This is a genomic window from Amycolatopsis minnesotensis (assembly GCF_039529815.1).
GTDB classification, from domain to species: domain Bacteria; phylum Actinomycetota; class Actinomycetes; order Mycobacteriales; family Pseudonocardiaceae; genus Amycolatopsis; species Amycolatopsis minnesotensis.
In genome coordinates, this window is the sequence record NZ_BAAANN010000018.1 from 29,919 (window position 1) to 42,991 (window position 13,073).

12 protein-coding genes are annotated in these 13,073 nt (G+C 68.9%); 4 read left to right on the forward strand and 8 right to left on the reverse strand.

The genetic code is table 11. From position 1 onward, the window contains the following. A partial coding sequence (locus ABD256_RS22640) for a hypothetical protein (RefSeq protein ID WP_344422172.1) occupies positions 1-294 on the forward strand: 294 nt, incomplete at its 5' end. Between the two features lie 134 nt (positions 295-428). Here ABD256_RS22640 and ABD256_RS22645 read toward each other — a convergent pair. The 5 genes from ABD256_RS22645 to ABD256_RS22665 form a co-directional block, all read right to left on the reverse strand. After that, a complete protein-coding gene (locus tag ABD256_RS22645) occupies positions 429-1,841 on the reverse strand; it encodes an MFS transporter (protein ID WP_344422175.1) in 1,413 nt (470 codons plus the stop codon). Positions 1,842-1,936: 95 nt separating this feature from the next. Next, a complete protein-coding gene (locus tag ABD256_RS22650) occupies positions 1,937-3,088 on the reverse strand; it encodes an NAD(P)/FAD-dependent oxidoreductase (RefSeq protein WP_344422177.1) in 1,152 nt (383 codons plus the stop codon). A gap of 16 nt (positions 3,089-3,104) precedes the next feature. Then, positions 3,105-3,881, reverse strand: a complete 777-nt coding sequence (locus tag ABD256_RS22655; RefSeq protein ID WP_344422180.1) for an amino acid ABC transporter ATP-binding protein — start codon at positions 3,879-3,881, stop codon at positions 3,105-3,107. Continuing rightward, positions 3,878-4,795: an amino acid ABC transporter permease gene (locus ABD256_RS22660; protein ID WP_344422557.1), complete on the reverse strand. Its 918-nt coding sequence runs from the start codon at positions 4,793-4,795 to the stop codon at positions 3,878-3,880. The genes ABD256_RS22655 and ABD256_RS22660 overlap by 4 nt, the downstream gene beginning before the upstream one ends. A 2-nt stretch (positions 4,796-4,797) precedes the next feature. Further along, entirely contained in the window at positions 4,798-5,697 is a 900-nt protein-coding gene (locus tag ABD256_RS22665; RefSeq protein WP_344422183.1) for an ABC transporter substrate-binding protein, read from the reverse strand. Positions 5,698-5,797: 100 nt separating this feature from the next. Between ABD256_RS22665 and ABD256_RS22670 the strand changes: the two genes are divergently transcribed. Both ABD256_RS22670 and ABD256_RS22675 read left to right on the forward strand, forming a co-directional pair. Beyond that, on the forward strand, positions 5,798-6,706 hold the full coding sequence (locus ABD256_RS22670; RefSeq protein ID WP_344422188.1) for a MurR/RpiR family transcriptional regulator: 909 nt from the start codon (positions 5,798-5,800) through the stop codon (positions 6,704-6,706). An 81-nt stretch (positions 6,707-6,787) separates the two neighbouring features. Then, the gene (locus tag ABD256_RS22675; protein WP_344422190.1) at positions 6,788-8,080 is read left to right on the forward strand and encodes a glycosyltransferase family 87 protein; all 1,293 of its coding nucleotides are present in this window, start codon (positions 6,788-6,790) and stop codon (positions 8,078-8,080) included. Here ABD256_RS22675 and ABD256_RS44455 read toward each other — a convergent pair. Together ABD256_RS44455 and ABD256_RS22680 are read right to left on the reverse strand one after the other, a co-directional pair. Beyond that, entirely contained in the window at positions 8,044-8,397 is a 354-nt protein-coding gene (locus ABD256_RS44455) for an HNH endonuclease signature motif containing protein (RefSeq protein WP_425546500.1), read from the reverse strand. The two genes, ABD256_RS22675 and ABD256_RS44455, sit on opposite strands and share 37 nt — an antisense overlap. A 1,297-nt stretch (positions 8,398-9,694) precedes the next feature. Next, entirely contained in the window at positions 9,695-10,660 is a 966-nt protein-coding gene (locus tag ABD256_RS22680) for an Lrp/AsnC family transcriptional regulator (protein ID WP_344422192.1), read from the reverse strand. Between the two features lie 115 nt (positions 10,661-10,775). Between ABD256_RS22680 and ABD256_RS22685 the strand changes: the two genes are divergently transcribed. Further along, positions 10,776-12,242, forward strand: a complete 1,467-nt coding sequence (locus ABD256_RS22685; protein ID WP_344422194.1) for an FAD-dependent monooxygenase — start codon at positions 10,776-10,778, stop codon at positions 12,240-12,242. A gap of 35 nt (positions 12,243-12,277) precedes the next feature. Here ABD256_RS22685 and ABD256_RS22690 read toward each other — a convergent pair whose 3' ends face one another. Then, positions 12,278-13,051, reverse strand: a complete 774-nt coding sequence (locus ABD256_RS22690) for an NAD(P)H-dependent oxidoreductase (protein WP_344422197.1) — start codon at positions 13,049-13,051, stop codon at positions 12,278-12,280. Between the last annotated feature and the right edge of the window lie 22 nt (positions 13,052-13,073).

Below are 13,073 nucleotides of genomic sequence, written 5' to 3' on the forward strand. Positions count from 1 at the left end.
GCTGATGCCCTGAAGGCGTCCTTTGCGGCGTTGGGTTCCCTTATGGGCGCCTTCAGGGCATGGGTGGGGGAGTGGGGGCAGGTGCGCGGGAAGAGGGGAAGGCTCGCGTGGGGCGCATTTGCGGCGTTGAAGTCCCTGAAGGTCACCTTCAGGGCATTAGCGTCGTTTCTGGTGACGGTGGGCGGTGGAGGCGGGAGGTTCTCCGGGTTGTGGTCCGTGAAGGTGGCCTTTGGGGAATCTGACGCCGTGAATTCGGCTTTCGCGGCGGGGGGTTTGCTGGGGCTGATGCCCTGAAGGCGTCCTTTGCGGCGTTGGGTTCCCTTATGGGCGCCTTCAGGGCATGGGTGGGGGAGTGGGGGCAGGTGCGCGGGAAGAGGGGAGGCTCGTGAGGGGCGCATTTGCGGCGTTGAAGTCCCCGAAGGTCACCTTCAGGGCATGCGGGAACTCCCGCCGAGGCGGGTGGAACGCGCCGCGATGATGAGTGCGCTGGCCGCGAGCGGGGGCAGTGCCCACAGCGCCGCGGTGACGTAGCCGTGCTGGGTGGGAAGCATGCTCCCGGTCGGGGTGGTGGCGGCGAGCAGGAGTCCGGTGAGTGCGCTGCCGGTGCTGAAGCCGATGCTGCGGACGATCTGGTTGATCGAGAGCACGCTGGCCGTTTCTTCTTGGGGCACACCGGCGAGGACGAGCTTGGGCATCACCGCGAAGACGCCGCCGACGGCGAAACCGAGCAGCGCGATCGCGGCGAGGACGGCCACGAGCGACTGGTTGGCGGCGGCGAACAGCAGTGCGCTGGCGATGGCGATCATGGTCGCGAGCGCGTAGGTCCAACGCTCGGAGATGCGCGCGATGAGCCGAGGTAGCGATTTTCCCGCGACGAAGCCGAGTAGCGAGAACGGGATCAGCGCGGCACCGGCGGCGACACCGGGGAGCGCGAATCCGTAGTGGGCGCCCGCCGGTGTCTGCACGTAGCGGGTGAGCAGGCTGAACAGCAGGTACAAACCCGTTCCGGCGATGAGTATCGCCAGGTTCGCGCGCAGGACGGGGCCCTGGGCGAGCAGCCGCAGGTTCACCAGCGGTGCCGCGGTGCGCAGTTCGATGATCGCCCAGATGGCGAGGATCGCGACAGAACCGGCGAGAACGCCACCGGCCAGCCACGCCGTGGCCCAGAGCGCGGGTTCCGCGATGACCAGGAGCAGCCCGAGGCTGCCGAGGGCGAGCAGCAGCGCGCCGGCGACGTCGATCCGCGGCCGCGGGCCTGGCGCCTCGACAGGTAGCGCTCGCCATGCGATGGCCAGCGCGGCTGCGGACAGGACGAGCCCGAGTCCGTATGCGGCGCGCAGGCCCGCGAGCTGGTCGAGCAGGCTGATCACCGGGTAGCCGACCCCGATGCCGACGGTCGACGCGACCGACAGCGCCGCGATCGTCGAACCCGAGCGCTCGGGCGGCAGGTGCGTGCGGGCGACGCTCATCAACAGCGCACCCACCGCGACGGCGAGCCCCTGCAACCCGCGTCCGATCAGCAACGCCGGGAACGGAAGCGGGAGCACCGTCAGCAGTCCGCCCAGCGTCACCAGCGCGAGCGTGGCCAGGATCGTGACACGGCGGTACGGGCCGCTGCCGAGCCTGCCCAGAACCGGGCCCGCGATCGCGCCGGTGAACAGGGTCACCGTCAACGTCCACTGCGCGGCGCCCAGCGACACGTGCATTCCCGTGGCGACCGGCGTGATGAGCGGCGCCCCGACACTGCCGATCACCGCTCCCGACAACGCCGTGCACACCAGTGAGCCGCTCAGCCGCCCGGAGACGTGGCCGTCCACGAGGTCGCTCATCCGTTCAGCCATGACGGATAAGTTACCAGTTACTAACTACTAATTTAGTGTGACGTCGTCCACCTCGAGCTCGCTGTCCGCGGCCTCCTCAAGCGCCCTTGAAACCCTCACCGCGCCGGCAGAACACCCAATCGCTCGAACGTAAACGGTCGAACCGAAGGCGGCCGCTCCCCACCAAGAGCCCACTCGGCGAACGCCTCACCCACCGCCGGAGCGAGCGCGAACCCGTGCCCGCTCCACCCGGTGCCGACGAACACCGACCCCAGCCCAGGCACCGTGTCGATGACCGGAATGAGGTCGGTCGTACTGGTGTCGGCACGGCTGTTGTCGACGGCGAGAACCTCCGCGTCGGCCAGCGCGGGCAGGGTGGCCGCCAGGTCGGCCAAGGTCGCGCGCAGCACGGCGGGATCGGGGGTGCCGACTCCGGTCACCGGGTCCCAGCCACCCGGCCTGCCACCGGAGAGCATCACCGAGCCCTCGTCGGTCGTCTTCACCGACAACGACCGGCGCGGGTGCCCGATCTGGTGCGCGAGCGTGAATTCGGGCGGGGCGGACACGAAGGTGACCTGGGTGGCCTTTTCCCACATCGGCAGCGTCAGGCCGACCGAATCGCGGAGCAGTCGCGGGATCGACCGGTTCGCCGCGATGACCAGTCCGCGGGTGGCCCGAAGGTGGTCGCCGCTGTCCAGGTGCAGGATGACCGAGCCGTCCCCGTCCGGCGAAAACTTCGTCACGCCGGTGTGTTCGGACACGGTGACACCGAGTTCCACCGCCGCTTTGGCGAACGCCCTCGTCGTCGCCGGATGGTCGGCGCTGCCGTCGTCCGGCGTGTACAGCCCGAACCGCACGTCCTCGGCGATCCCCGGCTGCATCTCGTCGATCCGTGCGCGGTCGACGATCTCGCAGGCGACGCCCGCCGCCTGCTGCGCCTGGACCTTGGCCGGCAGGCTCTGCCAGCCGGAGGTGCCCGCGATCTCGACGTCGTAAAGGCTGAGCCTGCCGTTGCGCCGGTAACCTGTTGGCGCGCCGAGCAAACTGTCCAGCTCCGGCCAGAGTTCCTGGGCGCGCCTGGCCAGCGGCAGCTCCCGCAGATCACGTCCTCCCGCGCGGACGCCGCGACGTCCGGGGCCACCGGAGGCTCCGGAAGCGAGTTCGCCCGCTTCCAGCAGGGTGACCTCCGCGCCGCGGCTGGCGAGGTTCCACGCGGTGGCGGTGCCCACCACGCCGCCGCCGACAACGACGTACTCGGCCGATTTCATGTGCGATCCCTTCATGTCAGCTGACCCTGTCCAGAAAGCGTTTGGTGCGTTCGTGCTGAGGAGTGTCGAGAACCTGGGCGGCCGGGCCGTGCTCCACGATCCGGCCCTGGTCCATGAACACGACGGTGTCCGCGACCTGACGCGCGAAGCCCATTTCGTGCGTGACGACGAGCATGGTCATTTCGTTCTTGGCCAGATCCCGCATCACGTCGAGTACTTCGCCGACGAGTTCGGGATCCAGTGCGCTGGTCGGTTCGTCGAACAGCATCACCTTCGGCCGCGTGCACAGTGCGCGCGCGATCGCGACCCGTTGCTGCTGACCGCCGGAAAGCTGCGCCGGGTAGTCCGCGTGCTTGTCCGCGAGGCCGACCCGGTCGAGCAGCGCCTTGGCGCGTTCGACCGCCTCGGCGCTAGGGGTGCCCTGCACGCGGATCGGCGCCTCGATCAGGTTCTGCAGCACCGTGAGGTGCCCGAAGAGGTTGAACTGCTGGAAGACCATGCCGATGTGCTGGCGCGCCTTGGCCGTTTGCCGCGGCGTGGTTTCCACCAGGTCGTCGCCGACGCGCTTGTAGCCGATCAGCGCGCCGTGCACCTGGATGATCCCGGCCTGGACCTTTTCCAGGTTGTTGATGCACCGCAGCAGCGTGCTCTTGCCCGATCCCGACGGCCCGATCAGGCAGACCACTTCGCCGGGCGCCACCACGAGATCCACCTCGTGGAGCACGTGCAGGGAGCCGTACAGCTTGTGCACACCGCGAATCTCGACCGCGGGCACCTGCGCCGATTCCGTCATCGTCCCTCCGCCAAAGCCAGTCGGGACCGCTTCCGGGAGGCGGCCGTCGCGACGCCCGCCCGTCCGCGGTTGAAGTACCGTTCGACGTAGCGCTGGGCGACGGTCAGCAGCGCGGTCAGCACGAGGTACCAGAAGGTCACCACCAGCAGCAGCGGAATCGTCTCGTAGGTTCGCGCGTAGATGATCTGCGCGCTGTAGAGCAGTTCCGGCATGGAGATCACGCTGACGATCGAGGTGGTCTTGACCACGTTGACGAACTGGTTGGTCAGCGGTGGCACGATCGCCCGCATGGCCTGCGGCAGGATGATCCGGCGCAGCATCAGGGCTCCCGAAATGCCCAGCGCCTCGGCCGCTTCGCGCTGACCGTGCTCCACCGAAAGCAGACCCGCCCGGAATATCTCCGCGCAGTAGGCCGATTCGTGCAGGGTGAGGCCGATGATCGCGGCACCGGCCACCGTGATGACCGTGTTCGTGCCCACCGTGAACAGGTCGGGTCCGAACGGGACGCCGAGTGAGATCCGCGGGTACAGCGCGGCCAGGTTGTACAGCAGCAGCAACAGCACGAGCAGCGGTGTCGCGCGGAACAGCCAGATGTAGGCGCTCGACACCGCGTTCAGGACCTTGTTCGAAGACTGCCTCATCACGGCGAGCAGCACACCGACCACAATGGACAGTCCCATCGCGATCAGTGCCAGCTCGACGGTCCGCGCGAGGCCGAGCAGGATCGCCGGGTCGAAGAGGTAGTGCCCGAACGCCGGCCAGGAGAAGTTGTCGTTGGTGAGCGCCGACCGGATGATCAGGAAGGCGAAGAGCGCGACGAGTGCGCCCGCGATCCAGTTCCCGTACCTTCTCCTCGGCAGGATCCGGGACGGGAGGTCAGCCCTGCCCGCGGGGGCGACGATGTCCGGCATCATGGTCACGACCTTCCCTTCAGGATTTCGGCGGTATCGAGCTCGTTGTCCCGCAGGCTCCATTTCTCGAGGATCTTGCGGTACGTGCCGTCCGCCATGAGTTTCCGGACGGCTTCGTGGACCGGGACGGTCAACGGCGAGTTCTTGGCGAGTCCCACCGCGACCAGCGAGCGCTTGTACTGGCCCGCCAGGTGGAACAGTGCCGGTGCCGTGTTCGCCACGTACTTCGTGAGCGAGATCGAGAAGTACAGGACGTCGATGCGGCTGCTCCGGAGTGCGAGCACCGAAGCGCTCCCGTCGGGGAAGAGGCTGAGCCGCCAATCGGGCCGTCCCGCCCGCGCGCAGACGCCGGCCGCCTGCTCCAACTGTCCCTGTTGGACGGATCCGATGATCACGCCGACGGAGCGTCCACAAAGGTCCAGGTAGTCGCGGACCGGGTACGTCGTGCCGGTCCGGACGAGGAAGCCCTGCCCGCCGTTGTAGTAGGTGACGAAGTCGGCGTTCTTCCGCCGCTCCTCGGTGGGGCTGAGGGAGGCGAGCACGATGTCGTAGCGCCCGGCGGCAAGACCGGGAACGATGGCGTCGAGGCTGGTCGGGATCGGCGTCGCGGTCAGGCAGAACACGTCGGCGATCGCCTGGCTCATGTCGCGGTCGAGGCCGACGATGGTCGCGTTGTCCTCGGCGTGGTAGGCCATGGGCGGCGTGTGCGGCACCATCGCCACCCCGATGCTGCCGCGCTCGCGCACCGGCGCGGGCACGGTCGCGGCCAGTGCGGGATCGCATCGGCCGTGCGGCCTGGCCAGCAGTGCGGGGTCCGGCGGGCCAGCCGAACTCAACCCGCACCCCGACACCAGCGCTGCCACCAGCACCAGCGGCCACACGATCGCCATCGGAGTCCGTCGCATTTCACCACCTCCGCCACCGGGTGACGTAGTTCGGATGAGGTGATGTAGTGTGTACTTCATGAACTTACGATTGTCTAGTGGGGACTAGATGGAAGCCTCGTTGACGAAGCGGATCGCCCAGGTCAGGAACCAGCTCGGCGCCAGCGGCCTGCGCGTGGTCGACTTCTTCGCCCTGCACCCCGCCGAGGCCTCGGTGTACTCCGCGCAGGAGATCGCCCACCATGCGGACGTCAGCGACGCGACGGTCATCCGGACCGTCAAACAACTCGGCTACACCGGGCTCGGGGAGCTGCGTCGCGCGGCGGCCGCCATGCTCAACCCGGCTCGCGACCCGGAACAAGCGCTGGCCGACCGGTTGACCCAGTCGGACGACAGCAATCAGCTCCTCGCCAAGATGAGCTTCGACGCCGCGCAGCTCGCTCGCGCCCTGCCGCGCACGGTCCCCACCGAGACCTTCGAGGCCGCGGCCGGAATCCTCGCCGCCGCGCCGCGCACGCTGATCGCCGGGTTCGGATCCGCGCACCCGATCGCCGATTCGCTGGCGCTCGGCCTCCGCCGAACCGGCCGGATCGCCGCCGCCACCGGGCAGACGGGCTACAACTTCGCCGACGAACTCGGCCAGCTCGGCCCGGACTCGGTGCTGGTCCTCATCGCACCGCTGCGGCACGTGCGCGAGCACGACGTCGCGATCAGCGAAGCGACCCGGATCGGCTGCCCGATCGTGCTGATCACCGAGGTGCTCGCCAGTCATTTCGCGGACCGGGTGACCACCGTGCTGGTCACGCCGTCCACGGAGAACGTGTTGCCCAGCACGCAGATCGGGCATCTCCTGGTCGTCGACGCGTTGTTGCTCGCCGTCGCCGCACTCGACCCGGACCGCGCGCTGGACGGCTGGAAGACCACCAACCGCCTCCGCGCCGAAATCGTCGACGGCAACATGGACGTACCGCTGAACCGGTCCACGGCTTCGCGGGCCACGCGACCGCACATCTCTCGCGCGGGCGAATAGCCGATAACGCCCAACAATGCGCGGTGACGCGGATCACGTTCTGGCGAGAACCCTTTCCCGGGCGCCACCGTCTAGCTGGGCATGATCAACCATCGAGTGCCGTCGTTGACCGGAGCCGCCGCGGCTTTCCGGGTCGTGCGCCGGCTGCGTGCCTCCGCCGGCGCGCCGTTGCGGCGGACGGTGGCGGTGTCCGCCGTGCTCGTACTCGTGCTCCTCGGCTTGCTGGATCTGGCTTACCGTAGCCGTTTCGGTGACCTGCACAGCTTCTACGAAGGGGTCACCGCCTGGTGGCGCGGCCTGGATCCGTACGGCCAGCTCCCCGGCACCTACGCGGGCGGGACGCCCGGGTTCATCTACCCGCCGTTCGCACTGCTCCCGCTTTCGGTGTTCGCCGCGCTCCCGTTTCCGGTCGCCGCTGTGCTGAGCGTGCTGATTTCGGTGGCCTGCCTTGCTTTCACCTGCTTCGCCGTGCTGCGCGCGGTGTGGCCGCAGGGTGGTGCCCGCGGTTGCCTGCACGGCACGGTGGTGGTCATGCCGTTGCTCCTGCTGCTGGAACCGGTTCGCAACACCATCGGACAGGGCCAGGTGAACCTGTGGCTGATGGCTCTGGTCGCGGCCGACTGCCTGGTGAAACACCCGAAGTGGCCGAGGGGCCTGCTGATCGGCCTCGCCGCGGCGATCAAGATAACCCCCGCCGCGTTCGTGCTGTTCCTGGTGGTGCGCAAGGATTTCCGAGCCGCCGCCGTCGCATCGATCACGGCCACGCTGTCCAGCGTCCTCATGTTCGCCTGCGCACCGGCGGAGTCGGCCCGCTTCTGGTTCGGCGGCGTGCTTTCCGCCCCCGCCGCCATCGTCAACCGGGACAACCAGTCGATCGCGGCCGGTCTGAACCGCTTGGGCCTGCCCGACGGCTGGCACCAAGCAACCTGGCTCGCGCTGCTGGCACTGACCCTGCTCATCTCGGTGGTGATCATGCGCCGAACCTCCGCCGCATGGGCGATGCTCACCAACGCGGCCGCGGCACTGCTGGTTTCACCGTTGTCGTGGAGCGCTCACTGGGTCTGGCTGGCACCCGCCCTGCTGGCGTTCGCCGCCGCCGTCCTACCCGCCAGCGCCGGACGTTCGGAACTGGTGCGAAAACAAGGCTTTCGCACGATCATCGCGTGCACCGCGCTGCTCCTGATCGGCCCGCAGATCCTGACCCCCGCCGAAGGCCCGTGGACGGGCTGGCAGCACGTCCTGGTCAACACCTACCCGTTGCTGGCACTCACCTTTCTAGTGGCAGGAGCCGGCTACCGCCGGACAGTCGCCGACATCCAGGCGCTTCGATACCTTGGTCAACGGAAGCCAGCGATCGTGGGCTCGTCGGTGTAGCTGCGTCCGTTGGGTGCGGTGACGGTGAGCACGCCGGTTTCGCTGTCGGTGGTGAAGGTCCAGCCGGGTTCGTCGCGGAGTACGTGGTGGACCCGGCACAGTGGCCGCATGTTGGCTTTGTCGGTGCGTCCGCCGTCTTTCCAGGCGGTGGCGTGGTCGAGGTCGGTGTACTGGGCGGGCCGGGTGCAGCCCCGGGCATGCTGCAGGTCCGGTGGGTGACGTGGAGGTACTTCCGCATGGCGCTCGGCGGCCGGTAGTTTTCCCGGCCGAGGTCGACGGGCAGGTCGGTCATGGGTTCGTCGATGATGCGGTTCCAGACGGAGTCGGCGTCGAAGGCGATCGCCCGCGCCATCTCGGGTGAGATGTCACCACACCCCGCGAGTTCGGCGGGGTTGTCGCGTAGGCCGAGCAGGGTTGGCAGGTCGATGTGGACGAAGATCTGCGCCTTCGGCTTCCCCGCACATCCATGGCTACCCAGGCAGCGTTCGACCAGTGCGTCGAGCCGGAGTCCATGGTGCGCTTGTCGCCTTGGCGTTTATTGGCGAGTGCGTCTCGGTCGCAGGCGGCGTAGAGCGCCTGCGTCCGATCGGAAGGAAGTTCGGCGAACAGGGTCGACGATCCGTGATCCCCATGCCGGATTTCCAACCTCCGCGCCGCCACCTTCTCTTGCCGTCGCCGCTCATACCCTTCAGGATCCACCTGCATCAGCAATGAGTTGACCAACCTCCGCAGTGCGGGCGGATTCCGGTTCTCGAACCTCCCCACCAATCTGGCATCGACCTCGGCGGCCACTTCTTTCGATGCACACGCGGTCGCCTCGAACACCCGGGAGGCCGCGTACTCGTCAATGAGCCCTGCTTCCATCGCCGCCAGGGTGCAGGGCGGGACCGGCAATGCGTCGGGAACGGCACATCAAGGCGACCAAAGGGATCCGTTCCGTGGGGAACTGTCGCTGGTGACCAACGACGCGACCCGCACCGTGGAGCGACAGTTCCCCACGGCGCGCCGCAGTCGCGCTTGAAACTTTCACCGTGCCCCCGAAGACCGAACAAGAAACCCAGAAATCAACACCTCAAGCATCTCCCGGGATGGCCACGATGAGCAGCGGGGCCTCACGCCTCGGCAAGATCCACTTTGACGGCCCGCAGTGGGAACGCCGCTACGGCCGCTATCGCGCCTACGCGCAGTCCAAGCTCGCCGATCTCATGCTGACCCTGCGCCCGGCCGACCTTGCCGCTGAACGCGGCTGGAACCTGCTCAGCACCGGCGGCGATCCCGGCTACACCAGGACGAACCCGCAAACGCCGGGCCGGGCCTCGGCCGCGACAAGCTGTCCAAAATGGACCTGTTCGCCCTCGTCGCCAAGTTCCTGCCCTCGCAGGAAGCCGGGCAAGGCGCCGAGCCGCTGCTGTAGGCGGCAACGAGCCCCGACGCCGTTCAGGGCGGCTACTACGGGCCCAGCGGCCGGTTCGGCCTCGTCGGCCCGGCGACTGAGTTCCGTCCGGCGAAGCGCGCTGTGGACAAGGCGGCACGAGTGCGCCTGCGGACCGAAGCCGAACGCTTCACCGGAGTGTCACTGGCGGCGGCCGTGCGCTGAGCCATTCTTGCCGCGCTTCACCGCTGGTGCCCGGCCTGCTTGACGGTTCTGATCACCGGTGCCGTTTCGATGTGGGTGATGGCGGGGAGGGCGGCCACCCGGGTGGTCAGGTACCGGTACAGCTCCCGCTGGTTCGCGCACACCGCGGTCGCGTACAGGTTGGTCGGCCCGGTCGTGGCCGCGGCGAACGCGACCTCGGGGTGTTCGGCCAGCGCGGCGCCGGTCTCTTCAAGGTGCGCGGGGGTGACCGAGAGCCACAGCAGGGTCCGGGAGGTGCTGCCGAACAGGGCGCCGTCGATGTCGATGTCCAGGTACAGCACGCCGTGTTCGCGCAGTTCTCGCATCCGGCGCCGGACCGTGGTGGGCGACCAGCCGGTCACCGCGGCCAGGCGTTCGAACCCGGTCCTGCCGTCGATGGCGAGGGCGGCGAGCAGTTTGCGATCGCCGTCGTCGAGGTGCACCGGTCCGGGCCGGTGCGCAATCGGGGGCGGGCGCAGCCGCTCGATCGCCTCCTCGTCGAGCGTGCCGACCTTGGCGACCAGGCTGTCCGAGCCGCCGTAGAAGGCGTGCAGCACCGAATGCGCGGTCACGCCTTCCACCCGGCGCGTGCGCGGGAGCGTGGACAGCAGCAGCGCTTCGGAGTCGGCCTCGTTCTCGGTGCGGACCGTGCAGGTGACCTCCGTGCCGCCGGCGGACAGGTTCACCCAGGACGTGTCCGGGCGCCGGGCCAGCGCCTCGGCGACCGGCACCGCCGCGTCGGGCGCGCAGCGAACCCGCAGGAACCAGTGCACCGCGCCGAGCGCTGTCGGGTCGACCCCGCCGAGCACCCGCACCGCCCCGGTCGACCGCAACCGGGCGTAGCGGCGGGCGATGGTGCGATCCGACACGTCGAGAACGTCGGCGATTGTGCTGAACGCGGCCCGAGGGTCGATCTGGAGGGCGTGCACGAGGCGCCGGTCCAGTTCGTCGTAGTCGGATTCCACCGAAATATCGTAGTAGATGTCGGATATCGATACAAACAACCGTGCTTCTGGCTTGGGGTCCCCGGCGCCCGGAGTGTTGCTCCTGTCCCGATCGACGCATTCACAGGAGGAACCCATGGACACCAATGTGCTCATCGTCGGCGCAGGCCCGACCGGAATGGTGCTGGCCAACGAACTGCGGGTGGCGGGGGTGTCGACGACAGTGGTTGACAAGCTTTCGCGGCGCAGCGAACTGTCCAAGGCGGGCGGCATGCAGTCCCGCACGCAGGAATCGCTCGATCAGCGCGGCCTGCTGGAGCCGTTGCTGGCGAGCGCGCACCACGAGCTCAGCACCGCGCACTTCGCCGGTGTCCCGCTCCCGCTCGCCCGCGACCGGCACCGCCTGCCGTGGCGGTCCATGCCGCAGGTGTCGATCGAGGCGTTCCTCGAGGAACACCTTGCCGCCCAAGGGATCCAGATTCGACGCGACCACGAACTGAGCAACGTCGTCCAGGACGAGAACGGCGTAACCGCGATCTTCTCCGACGGCGCGGAGATCCGTTCCCGCTACCTCGTCGCCGCCGACGGTGCGCACAGCACGGTGCGCAAGCTGGTGCGGGCCGAATTCCCCGGCAGGCGGGGAACCGCCACCGCGATCGCCGCCGACGTGCGCTTGCGCGGCGACGACAAGGCGAAGATGCACACCTGGGGGGAGGACGGGCGCCGCGTGCAACTGTTCCCGCTCGGCACCGATGCGCACGGCAGGCCGCTGCGGCGGCTCGTGCTGGGCGGGCTTGGCAGCACCACCCCGAGGGACGTGCCGGTGACCGCGGACGAGATCCGCGACGGCCTGCGGGCCGTGTTCGGCGCGCGGGTGGAACTGGTCGAGCTGTGCTACGCCCGCCGGATCACCAACGCGGCGAGGCTGGTGGCGCAGTACCGGCACGGACGGGTGTTCCTCGCCGGCGACGCCGCCCACGTCCACCTCCCGATCGGTGCGCAGGGCATGAACACCGGGATCGGGGACGCGCTCAACCTCGGGTGGAAGCTCGGCGCCGCGGTGCGCGGCTGGGCACCGGAGGGCCTGCTGGACACCTACCACGCGGAGCGGCACCCGGTCGCGGCCGCCGTGCTGCGCAACGTACAGGCGCAGAGCCTGCTGATGGACTGGGAGGGCACCCGCGACCCGGACGTGCTCGCCGCCAAGGACCTGTTCACGGCCATGGCGCAGCTCGGGGAGGTCCAGCACTTCCTCGACGACATGCTGTCCGGCATGGGCATCCGCTACCCGATGCCCGGCAGCGCGGACCAGCCGCTCGTCGGCCTGCCCGCCCCGGACGTGGATCTCGGCGCGGTCCGGTCGCACGAACTGCTCCGGTCCGGGCGCGGTGTCCTGCTCGATCCGGGCAACCGGTTCGGGAAGCTGGCCGCCGCCTGGTCGGACCGGATCGACCGCGCGGGGCAGGACGCCGACGTCCAGCCGATGCTCATCCGGCCGGACGGGTACGTGTGCTGGGCCGGTGGTCCGGACGACGGCGCCGACGAGCTGGAACTGGCGCTCGGCCGCTGGTTCGGCGAGGAAGGGCCGTCCCTGCACGACTGAGCACGCCCGCTTCGCCGACGTCCGGACGGTGACGGTCACCCGGCCAGGCGGTGGATGTCGAGACCGGACCGTCCCGGCTCGATTTCCGGGCGCAGCACGAGGTGTTCGTCGTAGTCGCCCCCGTTCTGGTACCGGAACGGGATCGGCTCCTCCCACAGCAGCGCGACGAGCCGCTTCTGCAGCGTCTCCACCGCTTCCTGGTACCGCTCATCGGAAAACCGGTCCGCGCCGACGACGGCGAGCGGCGGGAGCACCGACATCCCGGTGTACCACAGGGTTCCGTGCTGGATCGGGAACAGCAGCCCGTCGAGTTCACCGTTCACCCCGCGCGGGCCGACCCCCGAAGCGGACGCGCCGAGCGTCACGATGATCATGGCGCGCTTCCCGGTGAGCTTGCCTTCGCCGTACCGCAAGGTGTTTCCGGTCGCGCGGTCCTGCACGCCGTAGGCAAGGCCTTTCACGAAGACCCGGTCGAACCAGCCCTTCAATATCGCGGGCATACCCGCCCACCACAGCGGGAACTGCAGGATCACGGCGTCGGCCCAGTCGAGTTTCTCTTGCTCGGCAAGGATGTCGTCGCTCAGTTCGCCGCGGTCGAACGCCTGGCGGGAACGAGAGCCGACGACAAGCCGGTCGGCGGGATCGTGGGCGAAGTCGCCCGCGTCGACGAGCGGGTTCCAGCCCATGGCGTACAGATCGGACAGTCGGTGTTCGTGCCCGTGCTCCCGCAGCGTGCGAAGTCCTTCGTCGCGGAGCGCACCGCTCAGGGACCGCTGCTCGGGGTGGGCGAATATCCACAGCACCTTCATGCCTTCGAGGATGCGAGCGCGC

Excerpts from the sequence above, each read along its gene's own strand:
- ABD256_RS22645 (WP_344422175.1), bottom strand. The coding sequence starts at position 1,841 with ATGGCTGAACGGATGAGCGACCTCGTGGACGGCCACGTCTCCGGGCGG.
- ABD256_RS22650 (WP_344422177.1), bottom strand. The coding sequence starts at position 3,088 with ATGAAATCGGCCGAGTACGTCGTTGTCGGCGGCGGCGTGGTGGGCACC.
- ABD256_RS22655 (WP_344422180.1), bottom strand. The coding sequence starts at position 3,881 with ATGACGGAATCGGCGCAGGTGCCCGCGGTCGAGATTCGCGGTGTGCAC.
- ABD256_RS22660 (WP_344422557.1), bottom strand. The coding sequence starts at position 4,795 with ATGATGCCGGACATCGTCGCCCCCGCGGGCAGGGCTGACCTCCCGTCC.
- ABD256_RS22665 (WP_344422183.1), bottom strand. The coding sequence starts at position 5,697 with ATGCGACGGACTCCGATGGCGATCGTGTGGCCGCTGGTGCTGGTGGCA.
- ABD256_RS22675 (WP_344422190.1), top strand. The coding sequence starts at position 6,788 with ATGATCAACCATCGAGTGCCGTCGTTGACCGGAGCCGCCGCGGCTTTC.
- ABD256_RS22685 (WP_344422194.1), top strand. The coding sequence starts at position 10,776 with ATGGACACCAATGTGCTCATCGTCGGCGCAGGCCCGACCGGAATGGTG.
- ABD256_RS22690 (WP_344422197.1), bottom strand. The coding sequence starts at position 13,051 with ATGAAGGTGCTGTGGATATTCGCCCACCCCGAGCAGCGGTCCCTGAGC.